Raw genomic sequence first — 13,748 nt, 5'->3', positions numbered from 1 at the left:
GACAATGCTAGAACGCGTCATAAGAGCCGCGATCGCGCATCGCTGGCTGGTCCTGCTGTTGGTGTTAGCCGTCAGTGCGCTGGGCGTCTGGAACTATGGGCGTCTGCCCATCGACGCCGTGCCTGACATCACCAATGTGCAGGTCCAGGTCAACAGCGAGGCGCCCGGCTACTCACCGCTTGAAGCCGAGCAACGGGTAACGTTTCCCGTTGAGACCGCCTTGGCCGGCATGGCCGGCATGCAATACACCCGCTCGATTTCCCGCTATGGCCTGTCCCAGGTCACGGTGGTGTTCGAAGACGGTACCAACATCTACTTCGCCCGACAGCAGGTCAGCGAACGGCTCCAACAAGCCGCCTCGCAATTACCCGCTGACGTGAAGCCCACGCTCGGTCCGGTCGCCACCGGTCTGGGTGAGATCTTCATGTACACGGTCGAGGCCGATGCCGGCGCCAGGAAGCCCGATGGCACCGAGTGGACATCGACCGATCTACGTACGTTGCAGGACTGGGTCATTCGCCCGCAGCTGCGTAATCTGAAAGGCGTCACCGAGGTCAACACCATCGGCGGCAATGTCCAGCAGTTCCACATCACGCCGGATCCTGCCAAGTTGCTGGCCTTCGATTTGAGTATCGATGACCTGCTCACGGCGGTGGAGCGCAACAACGCCAGTACCGGCGCCGGCTATATCGAGCGGGGCGGTGAGCAGAACCTGATCCGCATCCCCGGTCAGATCGGCGATGAGGCCGGCCTGCGTCAGGTGGTGGTGGCGACCCGCGAAGGACTGCCGCTCAAGGTGCAGGACGTGGCCGATGTGCATATCGGCTCGGAACTGCGCACCGGTGCGGCGACCAAGGACGGCCATGAGGTCGTGCTGGGTACGGTATTCATGCTGGTAGGCGAGAACAGTCGCGAAGTGGCCCAGCGCGCTGGCGAGAAGCTCAAGCAGATCGAAGCCGGCCTGCCCAAGGGCGTGACTGCCAAGGCGATCTACGATCGCACCAACCTGGTCGATCGCAGTATCGCCACCGTGCAGAAGAACCTGCTCGAGGGCGCGCTGCTGGTCATCGCGGTGCTGTTCCTGCTGTTGGGCAATATCCGCGCGGCGCTGATCACCGCGGCGGTCATTCCGGTGGCGATGCTGCTGACCATCACCGGCATGGTGCAGAACCGGGTCTCGGCCAACCTGATGAGCCTGGGTGCACTGGACTTCGGTCTGATCGTGGACGGTGCGGTGATCATCGTGGAGAACTGCCTGCGTCGCTTCGGCGAACGGCAGCACCAGTTGGGCCGTCTGCTCACCCGTGAGGAGCGATTCGATCTGGCCGCCGTGGCCAGTGCCGAGGTCATCAAGCCCAGCCTGTTCGGCTTGTTCATCATCGCGGCGGTGTATCTGCCGATCTTCGCCCTGACCGGTGTGGAAGGTAAGACGTTCCACCCGATGGCGATTACCGTGGTGATGGCGCTGACCGCGGCGATGGCCTTGTCGCTGACCTTCGTTCCGGCCGCGGTGGCCCAGTTCGTCACCGGCAAGGTCGAGGAGAAGGAAACCAAGATCATGCGCGGTATGTCGCGCCTGTACGGCCCATTGCTGGAAAAGGCATTGGCTATGCGGGTGGCGGTGGTCTCGGCGGCAGCAGTGTTGGTGGTGCTGTGCGGTGTGCTGGCCACGCGACTGGGCACGGAGTTCATTCCGAACCTGGACGAGGGTGATATCGCCTTGCACGCCTTGCGCATTCCCGGCACCAGCCTGACCCAGGCCGTGGGCATGCAGGAGCAGTTGGAGACGGTCATCAAGGCCTTCCCGGAGGTCGACAAGGTCGTGGCCAAGCTCGGTACGGCCGAGGTGGCCACCGATCCGATGCCACCCTCGGTGGCCGACACCTTCATCATGCTCAAGGATCGGGATGAGTGGCCCAATCCGCGCAAGCCCAAGGCCGAGCTGGTAGCCGAGCTGGAGAAGGCCGTTCGCGCCATCCCCGGCAACAACTATGAGTTCACCCAGCCGGTGCAGATGCGCATGAACGAGCTCATCGCCGGCGTGCGCGCGGAAGTGGCGGTCAAGGTCTTCGGCGATGACATGGCGCAGCTGGAAGCCCTGGGCTCGCAGGTCGAAGACGTGGCCAGTCGAATCGAAGGCAATGCCGACGTGAAGCTGGAGCAGGTCACCGGCCTGCCGCTGTTGGTCATCGACCCGGACCGTGCCGCCTTGGCGCGCTACGGCTTGGCCGTGGCCGACATCCAGGACACGGTGGCTGCCGCCCTGGGCGGCGCCAACGCGGGCCAGCTGTTCCAGGGTGATCGACGCTTTGACATCGTCGTGCGACTGCCCGAAGGCAAGCGCCAGGATCTGAAGGTGCTCGCTGCACTGCCGATCATGGTGCCGGCACAGCGTGATGCCAGTACTCAAGGCATGGCGTTGCCATCCTCGGTCCCGTTGGGTGCGGTAGCCAAGATCGCCATTGAGCTGGGGCCCAACCAGGTCAGTCGCGAGAACGGCAAGCGCCGCGTAGTGATCACCTCCAATGTGCGGGGTCGCGATCTGGGCTCCTTTGTCGAAGAGCTGCGCGGCAAGGTAGCCAGCGAAGTGGAGCTGCCTGACGGTTATTGGATCGAGTACGGCGGTACGTTCGAGCAGTTGATCTCGGCCAGTGAGCGTTTGACGGTCGTGGTACCCGTGGTGCTGGTCATGATCTTCGGCCTGCTGTTCATGGCCTTTGGATCGGCCAAGGACTCGGCGATCGTCTTCAGCGGTGTGCCACTGGCGCTGACCGGCGGTGTGATGGCATTGGTGCTACGCGGCATCCCGTTCTCCATCTCGGCAGGCGTGGGCTTTATCGCCCTGTCCGGTGTGGCGGTGCTCAACGGCCTGGTGATGATCACCTTCATCCGCAAGTTGCGTGAGGACGGCAAGTCCTTGCACGAGGCGGTGGTCGAAGGAGCGTTGACGCGCCTGCGGCCGGTGTTGATGACTGCGCTGGTGGCCAGCCTGGGCTTCGTGCCGATGGCGCTCAACGTCGGCACCGGTGCCGAGGTGCAGCGTCCGCTGGCCACGGTGGTCATCGGCGGCATCATCTCCTCCACCTTGCTCACCTTGCTGGTCCTGCCGGCGTTGTACCGCATGGTCCATCGCAAGGAAGAGCCGCGCGCCGAGGCGCCGCCGAAAGTCGAGCACGTTCCGAGCGCCCCGTAATCCAGTGGGGTGGGGCGCGCGTGCGCTCCACCCCCTCCTGATCCCTTCCACATACCTATAGATGCGAATGAACTCACTTCTCTACAAACCCTCCGGATGGGGCGGCATGATCTCCGCCTCCACCACGCGCACGCTGGTTCTGTTGGCGGGCCTGCTGCTGTTGTTGTTCACCGCCAACGGCGCGCTGGCCCATGCCGTAGCCGAAGGTGATAAGGGCTACATCCAGGAAATCAGCGGGGTGCACCTGCTGTCGTTTGCCTACCTGGGCGCCAAGCACATGGCCACCGGGTACGACCACATCCTGTTCCTGCTGGGCGTGATCTTCTTCCTGTACCGCATGAAGCAGATCGCCTTGTACGTCACGCTGTTCGCGGTGGGTCACTCCACCACGATGCTGTTGGGCGTGTACTTCAACGTGGGCATCAACAGCTTCCTGATCGACGCGATCATCGGCCTGTCGGTGGTCTACAAGGCGCTGGACAACATGGGCGCCTACCAACGCTGGCTGGGTTTTCAACCCAACACCAAGGCGGCCACGTTGATCTTCGGTCTGTTCCACGGCTTTGGCCTGTCGACCAAGATCATCGAGTACGACATCTCTCCCGATGGTCTGGTGCCCAACCTGTTGGCCTTCAACGTCGGCGTGGAAATCGGCCAGCTGCTGGCCTTGGGCGCAATCCTGATTGTGATGGGCTACTGGCGCCGCTCGCGCGGCTTCTGGAAGCACGCCTATACCGCCAACGTCGCGATGATGTGCGCCGGTTTCATCCTGATCGGCATGCAGCTCACTGGCTACTTCGTTTCCTAATTCAAGACATTGCGAGAACACACCATGTACAACAGCAAGCCTCTCAACACCGATCTGCCGTCCTCGCGCCAGTTGCTGCGCTCGACCATCATCGCCTTCATCGTGGCCGTCGTCCTGTTGGTCACCGTCGTGCTGCCGTCCGAGTACGCCATCGACCCCACCGGTGTCGGCCGCATGCTCGGGCTAACCGAGATGGGTGAGATCAAGGGTCAGTTGGCTGAAGAAGCCGCCGCCGATGCCGCACGTGATGCGGCCGCGGCCGCGGCAGGCGCGCCGATCTCATCGGCCGCCTCATCCGCCAGCCCCGCAGCACCGGCAGCGGCGGCAGCACCGGCCGTGGACACCACGCAATGGCGCGATCAGATGCAGGTCGTTCTGGCGCCAGGAGAAGGCGCGGAGGTCAAGTTGGCGATGACAGCCGGTCAAAAGGCGAACTTCACCTGGACCGCGCAGGGCGGTGTCGTGAACTTCGACACCCATGGCGATGGCGGTACCGGCGGCGAATCCACCAGCTACGAAAAAGGACGCGGCGTGGCCGCCGACGAAGGCGTGCTGGAAGCGGCCTTCAACGGCAGCCACGGCTGGTTCTGGCGTAACCGCAGCGAGGCCACGGTGACGATCACCCTGCGTACGGCCGGCGACTACGCCCAGATCAAGCGCGTGATGTAACCCCGTGGCGGCCAGGCGCCTTAAGCGGGTCGTGGCATCGCCTCGACCCACCGTCGCGAGCCTGGGTCCTCGCGACACCTACCCATCCTCGGCCACGCGCCGATCACGAAGGAACTGAAGATGAAAGCTCGTTCACTGTCCATTGCCGGCCTGGTTGCGCTGTCGCTGGTCTCGCTGTCGGCCCTGGCCCATCCGGGCGCGCACGACGAAGAGAAGGAAATCCCCAAGACCTGTGAGGATCTGAAGGACACCAAGCGTTTCACCGACGACTCCGCCTTCCCTGAAGTCAAGGCGCTCAAGCAGAAGTGCGGCGTGCCGGAAAAGCCGGCCAAGGCCGACGGCGCCAAGAAGCCGGCCCCGGAAGCCAAGAAGACCAACTGATCGTTCGCCGTCCCAGGCGGTCGGCTTCCCGATCGCCTTGGGACACCTTCTCTGTCGAGGTGAGGTATGTCCGCTCAATCTAGCGCAGACCAAGGGCGCATCAAGCACGCCGTGGTTCGCCTGGCACGCGAGGTGATGGAGCTGCCCGGACTCCGGCGTGTCGGCAAACCGATGTATCGACGGTATTTCTCCAAGCCCTACGAGCACGGCAATCTGTACTACGGCATCTACCGCAGCTACGAGGACGCGCTGCTCGATGCCGAGCGCCTGTCCTCGGAGGTCTTGCCCGCCAGCTACGACCTGGATCAGGTCACGATCATGTACCGCCAGCAGCTCAACCGGCTGCGTGCCTGCGACTACCCGGCGCTGTACTGGATCCATCAGCTCATTGCTGATGGCGCCAGGCGCATCTTCGATCTGGGCGGACACGTAGGCTTGGCCTACTACGGCTTTGGTCGCTACATCGACTATCCGGCCGGACTGATCTGGAACGTCCATGACCTGGACAAGGTGCTGCAGGCTGGTCGGCTGTTGTCCGCGCGACGGGATCGGTCGGGTCAGTTGCGCTTCGTCCACATTCCTGAGGTCGCCGACGGCTGCGATGTCCTGATCAGTACCGGCGCACTGCAGTACCTGGAGTACAGCCTGCCCGAGTTGCTGGACCGGCTGATCGCGCCGCCGCGCCATGTCCTGTTCAACCTCACGCCGCTGCATGCCACCCGCGAGTTCTTCACCTTGCAGAACCTGGGTGTGGCGGTGTGTCCGTATCGGGTCCAGTCCGATGCCGCGCTGGTGCAACAGATGGCCGAACGCGGCTATCAGATACGCGATCGCTGGGAGCTACCCGAGCGCCATCTGCGCGTGCCCTTCGAGCCGGACTACGAAGTGAATGCCTACTCCGGCATCTATTTCGAACGTCAGAGGCTGTAGCGATACCCGTACTGCCGCCACCACTGCTGAGGTCTTCCCATGTTGGATGTCCTGACCAACCTCACTTTCCGTAAGCTCTTTGCCGCCCAGGTCATCGCCTTGCTGGGCACGGGCTTGGCGACCGTGGCGCTGGCCTTGCTGGCCTACGACCTGGCCGGCGATCAGGCCGGGCAGGTGCTCGGCCTGGCCCTGGCCATCAAGATGATCGTGTACGTGCTGCTCTCGCCGGTCTCCGGTGCGGTGGTGCCGCCGCACCGGCGCAAGATCGTGCTGATCGGGCTGGACGTGATCCGGGCCCTGGTCGCACTGGCGCTGCCGTTCGTCACCGAGATCTGGCAGATCTACGTGCTGATCGCCGTGCTGCAGTCGGCCTCGGCGTGCTTTACGCCCCTGTTCCAGTCGGTCATCCCGCAGATCCTGCCCGATGAGGCCAAGTACACCCGGGCCTTGTCGCTCTCGCGGCTGGCCTACGACCTGGAGAGTCTGCTCAGTCCGGCCCTGGCCGCCGCGCTGCTGACGGTAATCGCGTTCCAAGGATTGTTCGTGGGCACCTCGGCCGGCTTCCTGCTGTCGGCGCTGCTGGTGATGTGGACGACGTTCCCTGTCGGTACGCGCAGCGCCAGCGCCGGTGGTCCCTACGCGCGGGCCATCCGCGGCATGAAGATCTACCTGCGCACGCCACGCCTGCGCGGCTTGCTGCTGCTCAATCTCTGCGCCGCCGCCGGCGGGGCGATGGTGTTCGTCAACACGGTCGTGGTCGCGCGCACGGTGTTGCAAGGCGGCGAGCGGGAGGTGGCCTGGCTGTTGGCCGCCTTCGGCGTGGGCTCGATGCTGGTGGCTCTGTGCCTGCCGCGCCTGCTCGATCGCATCGCCGATCGCCGCATCATGCTCTCGGCCGCCACGGCGATGACGGTGGTGCTGAGCGCGGCCACCGTGTACTGGTTCAGTGTCGGCGGCAAGCCTGCCTGGCCGGTCGTGGCGGGCATCTGGCTGCTGCTGGGCATGTCGTACGCGGGCCTGGTAACGCCCGGTGGCCGACTCATCCGTCGTTCCGGCGCCGAAGAGGATCTGCCGTTCCTGTTCGCCGCACAGTTTTCCCTCTCGCACGTGTGTTGGCTGCTGGCGTACCCGATCGCAGGTTTCCTGGGCGCCAAGCTGGGATTTGCAGCAGCGTTGGGGATTTTGTCCATGGTGGCCTTGCTGAGCGCAGTGCTGGCCCGCTGGGTGTGGAGCTCTCGTGATCCCGAACAGATCACACATACCCACGAGGAGCTGCCCGAGGGTCACGCCCATCTGGGGCAGGGCGGAAAGCAGCATGCCCACCGCTATGTCATCGACGACCTGCATTCGCGGTGGCCGCAGTGAAGGCGTACGCACGCGTCCTGTCAGGAACCGCGACGTGATCTACGCGCTGTCGGCCATCTTCATGCTGGGCGTGGGCCTGGGCACGGTCGGTGCCTTCGTGATGCCCTGGAGCGGGATGCACTTCGCGCTGGCGTGGCTGGGATCGGTGATCGGGGCGGTCTTCCTTACCTTGCTCGCGCTGCACGGATGGGACGTCAGGCTCGCGGCCACGCAGGGGGATCTGGCCTCCCTGAAACGCTTCTGGCACGCGCTGCGTCCTTCGCTAGCCGACATGCTATTAGCGGGGGTCCTGACAATCGCCGGCCTCTGGCTGGCAGGTACAGCCACCTCGCTCTCGCTGCTGCAGATCGCCGTGTCGGGTCTGCCGGTGTATCTGCTGGCCGTGGCGCGGATCGCGACCAAGCTCGGACGCCCCCATGTGGCGGCGCCCAAGACACGGGCCCTTGTTTTGTGTGCCGCGCTGCTGCTGATGAGCGTGGGCAGCCTGTACATGATTTGGCTGGTCGTCGCCGGCGATGTACCGGTGCTGGCGCAGGCCTGGGTGATCGCTCTGCAGCTGGTGAGCGCGCTGTGCTGTTACATCGCTGCCTCCAACTATCAAGTGGCGATGGCCACCGGTGAGATTCGGCGATCTCCCACCGTGATGCTGATGCTCAAGGAGCTGTCCGCGGTGGGCATGGGCGATATCGCCACGCCCGATCCCAAGGGCAAGCGGGTCACGCAGGACGCGTTGCCAACCTTCAGGAAGCGGCCGAACAAACGACCGCGACGATCGCGCAACCGATAGGCCGCATCCACGCTCCAGCGTGCTGCCGCCTCGCCAGAGCACCTTGCATCACTACGAGGAAAGGGCCAGCCAAGTAGGCCCGGCCCCAATCAAGAATGAGTCTCAGTTGACGTTTGCGGCTGTGGCCGTCATCCTAATATTTCATCATATGTTGAAATATTGAAATGAACGAGACCGCGGCGCTACGGGGATTCGGGGCCATCGCCCATGCGGATCGTCTGCGCATCGTTCGCATGCTCGTCGTGGCCGGCGCGGACGGCATGTCTGCAGGCGCGATCGCCGCCGCGCTCGATGGCGCACAACCCTCCCGGGTGTCATTTCACCTCAAGGAACTGGAGCAGGCTGGGTTAACGCTGGCTCGCCGAGAGGGCAAATCGATCATCTACAGCGCGGACTTCCCCGCGCTCTCGGATCTTGTCGCGTTCTTGATGCACGACTGTTGCCATGGGCACTGCATCTACTGCGACAAGGCGATCAAGTTGTTCGCGCAATGCACTGGACGTCCCACGGGACCTGACGAACTGCCGTGATCAGCCGCCGCCATCACGCATAGCCGCCAGCCGGCCCCTCTCCCTACTGTTGATACCTACATGACCTTTCGATCGATCGTCCTCGTGCTTGCAGGCCTGGCGGCGCTCCTGCATAGCAATGTCTCCTTTGCGTCCGAGAAGAACGTGCCCACGACGTGGCGGCTACTGGACTACATCGCCGTCGACTATCGGGAGGCCGTCCGCGAGGGCGAGGTGGTCAACGAGGTTGAGTACGCCGAGATGAAGGAATTCTCGGCGACCGCTGCCGAGGCCATCGGTCAGCTGCCCGCTAAAGCCGAATCCGCGCAGTTGAAGCAAGATGCGACTGCACTGCAGGGGGCAATCCAGGCAAAAGCTGCGCCTGAGCAGATCGCAGAGCAAGCGCGTGCGCTGGCTGCGCTCCTGGTGAAGGCCTATCCGATTCCCCTGCTTCCAATGCAATCGCCCAATTACGGACGTGGCAAGGTTCTCTACGCGCAGCTGTGTGCGGCCTGCCATGGCCCCTCGGGTGCAGGTGATGGACCCGCCGGTGCAGGCTTGGATCCCCCACCGATTGATTTCACCGATCGCGCGCGCGCCGAGGAGCGCAGCGTCTTTGCCCTTTACCAGGTCATCGACCAAGGCCTGGAAGGCACCTCGATGGTGAGCTACGCGAGCTTGCCGGTCGAGGATCGCTGGGCACTGGCGACCTACGTAGGGGCCATGGCGTATCCGGAAGATCAGGTCGATGCCGGAAAGAAGCTGATTGAAGGCGATGCGGCGCTGCGCGCCAAGCTCAACTTCGATGCCTACGTCAGCACTACGCCCGCCGCATTGGGCACAACGGTGGGATCGGCAGAACAGGCCTCAGCCATCGTGGCGTACTTGCGTCGTCATCCGGACGCCTCACAGGCACAGGATGTCAGCTCGGCGTTGGCGACCTCGCGCAAATTGCTTGAGGAGGCGATGACGGCCTACCGCGCCGGACAACCTACACAGGCCAAGGATTTGGCACTGTCTGCGTATCTGGACGGATTTGAGCCAGTGGAGCCGCTGCTGGCGGCACGCGACAACGCCTTGATGGTGAAGATCGAAGCGGCCATGGCGCGCGTGCGATCGGGTATTGCGGCCAATGTGGCTGCCGATGAACTCCAAGGCCAGGTCACGGCCCTGGACGATCTCTTCGCCCTAGCCGAACAGGTGCTAGATCAGGGCCAGACATCGGCCGTAGCCAGCTTCGTGGCGGCTTTCACCATCCTGCTCCGCGAAGGGCTGGAGGCGTTGCTGATTGTTATCGCGATGATCGCACTGCTGCGCAAAGCCGAGCGGACCGAAATGCTGCCATGGGTCCATGCAGGCTGGGTGTCGGCATTAGGGGCCGGCATCGTGACGTGGGTGCTGGCCACTTGGGTCATCTCCATCAGCGGGGCCAGCCGAGAACTGTCCGAGGGGTTCGGATCGTTGCTGGCGGCGGTGGTGCTGGTGTGGGTGGGCATTTGGATGCACGGCAAGAGCCATGCGGAGAACTGGCAACGCTACGTACGCGATAAGTTGGGTCAGGCGCTGAGCCGGAAGTCGGGTCTGTTCCTGCTGGGTCTGATCTTCGTGGTGGTCTATCGGGAAGTGTTTGAGACCATCTTGTTCTATGCCGCCATCTGGAGCCAAGGCAATGCCAGCAGCGTTATCGCTGGCGGCCTTTCGGCATCCATCGTTCTGGTCGTCATTGCCTGGTTGATGATGCGATACAGCCGGCGCTTGCCGATCGGCCAGTTCTTCCGGTACAGCTCGCTGCTGATTGCCGTGCTGGCTGTAGTGCTCATCGGCAAGGCCGTCTCGGCGCTGCAGGAAGCAGGCTACTTGCCCATCTCTTGGCTCGACGGTGGTCCGCGGGTCGAGTTGCTGGGCTTGTATCCGACAGTTGAGGGCATCGGCGCGCAGATCACCACCGCGTTGATTCTGGCTGTCGGCTTCTGGCTGGCTAATCGGCCCGCCAAATCCGAGGTAGCTGCCCCATGAATCGGGAGCTGACGCGCGAGCGGCTTGAGCACGTCCAGACGCCCATCTACTTTGTGGCGCTGGTGCTCGGATTCGTACTGGCGATGCTGGTGCCTGGCACAGAGGCGCTTGAGTCGGCGATCAACCCTGCACTGGGCGTCATGCTCTTCGTGACCTTCCTCCAGGTTCCCCTGTCGCGCATCCGGGACTCGCTGCGGAACGTACGCTTCATGGGCGCCTTGCTGGTGGCCAACTTCATCGTGATACCGATGTTGGTGGCCTTGGCCTTGCCGTTGTTCCCTGGGGATCCTCTGATCCGCATCGCGATGCTGTTCGTGCTGCTTTGTCCGTGCATCGACTATGTCGTGACGTTCTCGCACCTTGGGAAGTCTGATTCCTCGTTACTGCTGGCCGCCACACCCGTGCTGTTGATTGTGCAGATGCTGCTGTTGCCGGTGTATCTGAATCTGCTGCTAGGGGCTGAGTCCTCGAGCTTGGTAAAACCAGGACCGTTCCTGCACGCGTTCGTCATCTTGATCGTCATGCCGATGGCGCTGGCTGCCACCCTGCAAGCGCTATCTCCAAAGTTCAGCGGCATTGCGACGCTCACACGTGTAGGTGGGCTTCTTCCTGTGCCAGCCACGGCACTTGTGCTACTGATCGTCATTGCGGCTGTGACGCCCCAACTGAGCTTAGCAGTAAGCGCTGCTATGGACGCGCTACCTTTCTATCTAGCCTTCGCGATCATCGCGCCCATCTTGGGACTGGTCGTGGCACGCGCATTCAAGCTGCCAGCACCAGCAGGCCGAGCGGTCGGCTTTGCAGCAGCAACTCGCAACTCGTTGGTAGTTTTGCCGTTGGCGCTCGCCGTGCCCGACGCCTTACCGATCATCCCAGCCGTCATCGTGACCCAAACCATTGTCGAACTGGCCGCGATGCTTCTGTATATCCGTGCGATACCCCTCCTAGCCAAGAACTAGACTCGTATCGGTATCGATATCCCCGCTTCTGGACGAGAGTTGACATTCATTGAGAGTCGATATTCTTTATCCGGAATTGGCTGACATAACGTCGAAAAAGTCGTGCACTCAGCCCGCTGCACCCCGTGGTGGCTGACGATGACGCGCTCGCAGCATGAATAGACTCGCAGGCACGACCCAGCAGATCAGCGCGGTCACGACATCGTGCGAGAGAAAGTGCGCTCCCCGTAGTTGCTGACCAATGCCAAACAGAAGTCCTACAGTCATGCCCACCGCCAGCCCTGTCCATCTATGCTTGACGCGGACCTCGGCAAAGAAGAAGTACAAGGCAAGCCACGCGTATCCACTGCTAGCGTGTCCGGAGGGGAAACAGCCGCTCTTCAATGGCCTGAAGTCGAAGAGGGTGAGATAGGGGTTGCTTCCCCCCAAGCCTGCAATGCTCCACGGACAGTCCAACCCCGAGTATCGCTTCAGGATGGACACCAGCGCCGTAGAAATCGCGATCGCGGTGAACAGCCTGATCGCCGGTCCTCGCCAGCCCCGAAGGCGCGGGCGAAGGTAGGTCATGGCGATCAGGACAAGGACCGTCAGCACACCGACAGTGGTAACAGCTCGTCCGGCCTTGTGGATGATCTGCTCCGTCCAGAACCCGTTCTTGTAGCTCCACGCGTTGTCGCCCCAGGCGTAGACCCAAGAGGCCACGCGCATGTCCCACTCACCAGTCAGGACGACGGTGAGCGTCATCAGGGTGGCGGCCGGTAACAGTAGGCCCCACCAGACGTTGAAGTGAGCGGGCAGAGAGATGGGAGTGTTGGGCGGACTTGCCGCCTCTGGGACAGGCCTAGGGCGCGTGTCGAATGCGGAGACCTCCTCAGTCATTGAGGCGATCCAGCGCGCCCGCTTCACCCGGTGCTTGCTGGCCCTGGCGACCAGCCCGGTCGTGCCTTCGGTGCACGCGGATATCCAAATACAGGCTGTAGGCGGCGGTAAAGGCGGGCAGCAGGTTCTGCACGACGCCCACGGCATCTTGCTTGGAAGAGAACAGGAAGTAGCTCAAGGCCATCAGGCTGCCGCACAAGCTCATGTACCAGAACAAGCGCGGGATCACCGGCCGGCCGGCGCGTCTGGACGCCACGAACTGGACCAGCCAGCGCACGCCGAACAAGGCCGCGCCAGTCAGGCCAATGAGCTTCCAGGGCGTGGTGTGCAAGCCCGTCCAGCTCAGCCACAGGATTTCCTGGTCCATGACGCTCATGACTTGGAGCCGGCACTGAGCTCGCTGGTGGCGGTCACGTGGCTGCGCTGGATCAGCCAAGCCACGCCCATCAGGTCACGGATGCCCACCAGGGCACGGCCTAGGTTGGTGTACTTGGACTGGCCCGATCCCCGCGATCGGTGGGAGACCGGCACACTGAGGGTCTTCCAGCCGGCGCGCTGCATCAGTGCCGGCAGGTAGCGGTGCATGTGGTCGAAGTAGGGCAGGTCCAAGAAGGCAGCGCGGTCGAACAGCTTGATGCCACAGCCGGTATCGGGCGTGTCATCCCGCAGCAGCGATTGCCGGATGCGATTAGCCCATCGCGAAGCCCAGCGCTTGCTGGCCGTGTCCTTGCGCTCGGTGCGCCAGCCGGCGAACAGCCGCACCTGCGGTGACGCGGCTTGGCGAGCCGCTAGCAGTTTGAGGATATCGGCTGGATCGTTCTGGCCATCGCCATCGAGCGTGGCGATCCAGGGCGAGAACGCGTGCTTGACGCCATTGCGGATGGCGGTGCTTTGCCCACTGCGTTGATGGTGCAGCAACACCCGCAGTTCGGGCACCTCGGCTTTTAGCCAGCCGAGCACCTCGCGTGTGTCATCGTCGGAGCGATCGTCCACACAGATGATGTCGAAGGCGATCTTGCCGCGCAGGTGGTGCACCACCTCCTGCACGAGCGGGCCGATGTTGCCGCGTTCATTGAAGACGGGAATGACGACCGACAGACTGGGCATCCGGGGCAGCGACGGGCTTTGCATGGCGAAGGACTCAGTAGAAGGGCGTGCGGGAAAGGAGAAGGAGGGGTGAGTTCAACCCGTCGACGCAACGGCTTGGCTCAGCTTAGCGGCTGGCGTCTGGAAGCCCAAGGTCTTACGAGGT

General features: G+C 63.2%; 13 protein-coding genes. 10 read left to right on the top strand and 3 right to left on the bottom strand.

What is annotated here, in order from left to right; translation table 11 throughout:
• The first annotated feature begins 4 nt into the window (after positions 1-4).
• The 10 genes from Q0907_RS15910 to Q0907_RS15865 all read left to right on the top strand — a co-directional run bounded on the left by Q0907_RS15910 (position 5) and on the right by Q0907_RS15865 (position 11,617).
• A complete protein-coding gene (locus Q0907_RS15910; RefSeq protein ID WP_056881674.1) occupies positions 5-3,193 on the top strand; it encodes a CusA/CzcA family heavy metal efflux RND transporter in 3,189 nt (1,062 codons plus the stop codon).
• A 106-nt stretch (positions 3,194-3,299) separates the two neighbouring features.
• Positions 3,300-4,001, top strand: coding sequence for a HupE/UreJ family protein (locus tag Q0907_RS15905; RefSeq protein ID WP_056881673.1), 702 nt, complete (start codon positions 3,300-3,302; stop codon positions 3,999-4,001).
• A 24-nt stretch (positions 4,002-4,025) separates the two neighbouring features.
• Positions 4,026-4,670 carry a hypothetical protein gene (locus Q0907_RS15900; RefSeq protein ID WP_056881672.1) on the top strand — a complete coding sequence of 215 codons (645 nt, stop codon included), beginning with the start codon at positions 4,026-4,028 and terminating at the stop codon, positions 4,668-4,670.
• A gap of 120 nt (positions 4,671-4,790) precedes the next feature.
• Entirely contained in the window at positions 4,791-5,051 is a 261-nt protein-coding gene (locus tag Q0907_RS15895; protein ID WP_056881671.1) for a hypothetical protein, read from the top strand.
• Positions 5,052-5,117: 66 nt separating this feature from the next.
• Positions 5,118-5,981 carry a methyltransferase, TIGR04325 family gene (locus tag Q0907_RS15890; RefSeq protein WP_081420488.1) on the top strand — a complete coding sequence of 288 codons (864 nt, stop codon included), beginning with the start codon at positions 5,118-5,120 and terminating at the stop codon, positions 5,979-5,981.
• A 39-nt stretch (positions 5,982-6,020) separates the two neighbouring features.
• Positions 6,021-7,346 carry an MFS transporter gene (locus Q0907_RS15885; RefSeq protein WP_056881669.1) on the top strand — a complete coding sequence of 442 codons (1,326 nt, stop codon included), beginning with the start codon at positions 6,021-6,023 and terminating at the stop codon, positions 7,344-7,346.
• 34 nt (positions 7,347-7,380) lie between these two features.
• Entirely contained in the window at positions 7,381-8,133 is a 753-nt protein-coding gene (locus Q0907_RS15880; RefSeq protein WP_155944764.1) for a hypothetical protein, read from the top strand.
• 164 nt (positions 8,134-8,297) lie between these two features.
• Positions 8,298-8,663, top strand: a complete 366-nt coding sequence (locus Q0907_RS15875) for a metalloregulator ArsR/SmtB family transcription factor (protein WP_056881667.1) — start codon at positions 8,298-8,300, stop codon at positions 8,661-8,663.
• A 60-nt stretch (positions 8,664-8,723) separates the two neighbouring features.
• A complete protein-coding gene (locus Q0907_RS15870; protein ID WP_056881666.1) occupies positions 8,724-10,658 on the top strand; it encodes a cytochrome c/FTR1 family iron permease in 1,935 nt (644 codons plus the stop codon).
• A complete protein-coding gene (locus Q0907_RS15865) occupies positions 10,655-11,617 on the top strand; it encodes an arsenic resistance protein (RefSeq protein ID WP_056881665.1) in 963 nt (320 codons plus the stop codon). Before Q0907_RS15870 ends, Q0907_RS15865 begins: the two co-directional genes overlap by 4 nt.
• Before the next feature lie 108 nt (positions 11,618-11,725).
• On the opposite strand, the gene Q0907_RS15860 is transcribed toward Q0907_RS15865, so the two are convergent.
• From Q0907_RS15860 to Q0907_RS15850, 3 genes are all read right to left on the bottom strand, one after another.
• Positions 11,726-12,361, bottom strand: a complete 636-nt coding sequence (locus Q0907_RS15860) for a phosphatase PAP2 family protein (RefSeq protein WP_162108746.1) — start codon at positions 12,359-12,361, stop codon at positions 11,726-11,728.
• A gap of 127 nt (positions 12,362-12,488) precedes the next feature.
• A complete protein-coding gene (locus tag Q0907_RS15855) occupies positions 12,489-12,872 on the bottom strand; it encodes a lipid-A-disaccharide synthase N-terminal domain-containing protein (RefSeq protein ID WP_056881664.1) in 384 nt (127 codons plus the stop codon).
• Entirely contained in the window at positions 12,869-13,603 is a 735-nt protein-coding gene (locus Q0907_RS15850; protein ID WP_056881663.1) for a glycosyltransferase family 2 protein, read from the bottom strand. Before Q0907_RS15850 ends, Q0907_RS15855 begins: the two co-directional genes overlap by 4 nt.
• Positions 13,604-13,748: the final 145 nt, after the last annotated feature.

Source organism: uncultured Pseudoxanthomonas sp. (assembly GCF_947498795.1).
Taxonomy (GTDB): domain Bacteria; phylum Pseudomonadota; class Gammaproteobacteria; order Xanthomonadales; family Xanthomonadaceae; genus Pseudoxanthomonas_A.
The sequence above is the reverse complement of the archived record's forward strand: the minus strand, read 5'-3'. Positions and strand labels throughout refer to the sequence as shown.

Excerpts from the sequence above, each read along its gene's own strand:
- Q0907_RS15910 (WP_056881674.1), top strand. The coding sequence starts at position 5 with ATGCTAGAACGCGTCATAAGAGCCGCGATCGCGCATCGCTGGCTGGTC.
- Q0907_RS15905 (WP_056881673.1), top strand. The coding sequence starts at position 3,300 with ATGATCTCCGCCTCCACCACGCGCACGCTGGTTCTGTTGGCGGGCCTG.
- Q0907_RS15900 (WP_056881672.1), top strand. The coding sequence starts at position 4,026 with ATGTACAACAGCAAGCCTCTCAACACCGATCTGCCGTCCTCGCGCCAG.
- Q0907_RS15895 (WP_056881671.1), top strand. The coding sequence starts at position 4,791 with ATGAAAGCTCGTTCACTGTCCATTGCCGGCCTGGTTGCGCTGTCGCTG.
- Q0907_RS15890 (WP_081420488.1), top strand. The coding sequence starts at position 5,118 with ATGTCCGCTCAATCTAGCGCAGACCAAGGGCGCATCAAGCACGCCGTG.
- Q0907_RS15885 (WP_056881669.1), top strand. The coding sequence starts at position 6,021 with ATGTTGGATGTCCTGACCAACCTCACTTTCCGTAAGCTCTTTGCCGCC.
- Q0907_RS15875 (WP_056881667.1), top strand. The coding sequence starts at position 8,298 with ATGAACGAGACCGCGGCGCTACGGGGATTCGGGGCCATCGCCCATGCG.
- Q0907_RS15870 (WP_056881666.1), top strand. The coding sequence starts at position 8,724 with ATGACCTTTCGATCGATCGTCCTCGTGCTTGCAGGCCTGGCGGCGCTC.
- Q0907_RS15865 (WP_056881665.1), top strand. The coding sequence starts at position 10,655 with ATGAATCGGGAGCTGACGCGCGAGCGGCTTGAGCACGTCCAGACGCCC.
- Q0907_RS15860 (WP_162108746.1), bottom strand. The coding sequence starts at position 12,361 with ATGACGCTCACCGTCGTCCTGACTGGTGAGTGGGACATGCGCGTGGCC.
- Q0907_RS15855 (WP_056881664.1), bottom strand. The coding sequence starts at position 12,872 with ATGAGCGTCATGGACCAGGAAATCCTGTGGCTGAGCTGGACGGGCTTG.
- Q0907_RS15850 (WP_056881663.1), bottom strand. The coding sequence starts at position 13,603 with ATGCCCAGTCTGTCGGTCGTCATTCCCGTCTTCAATGAACGCGGCAAC.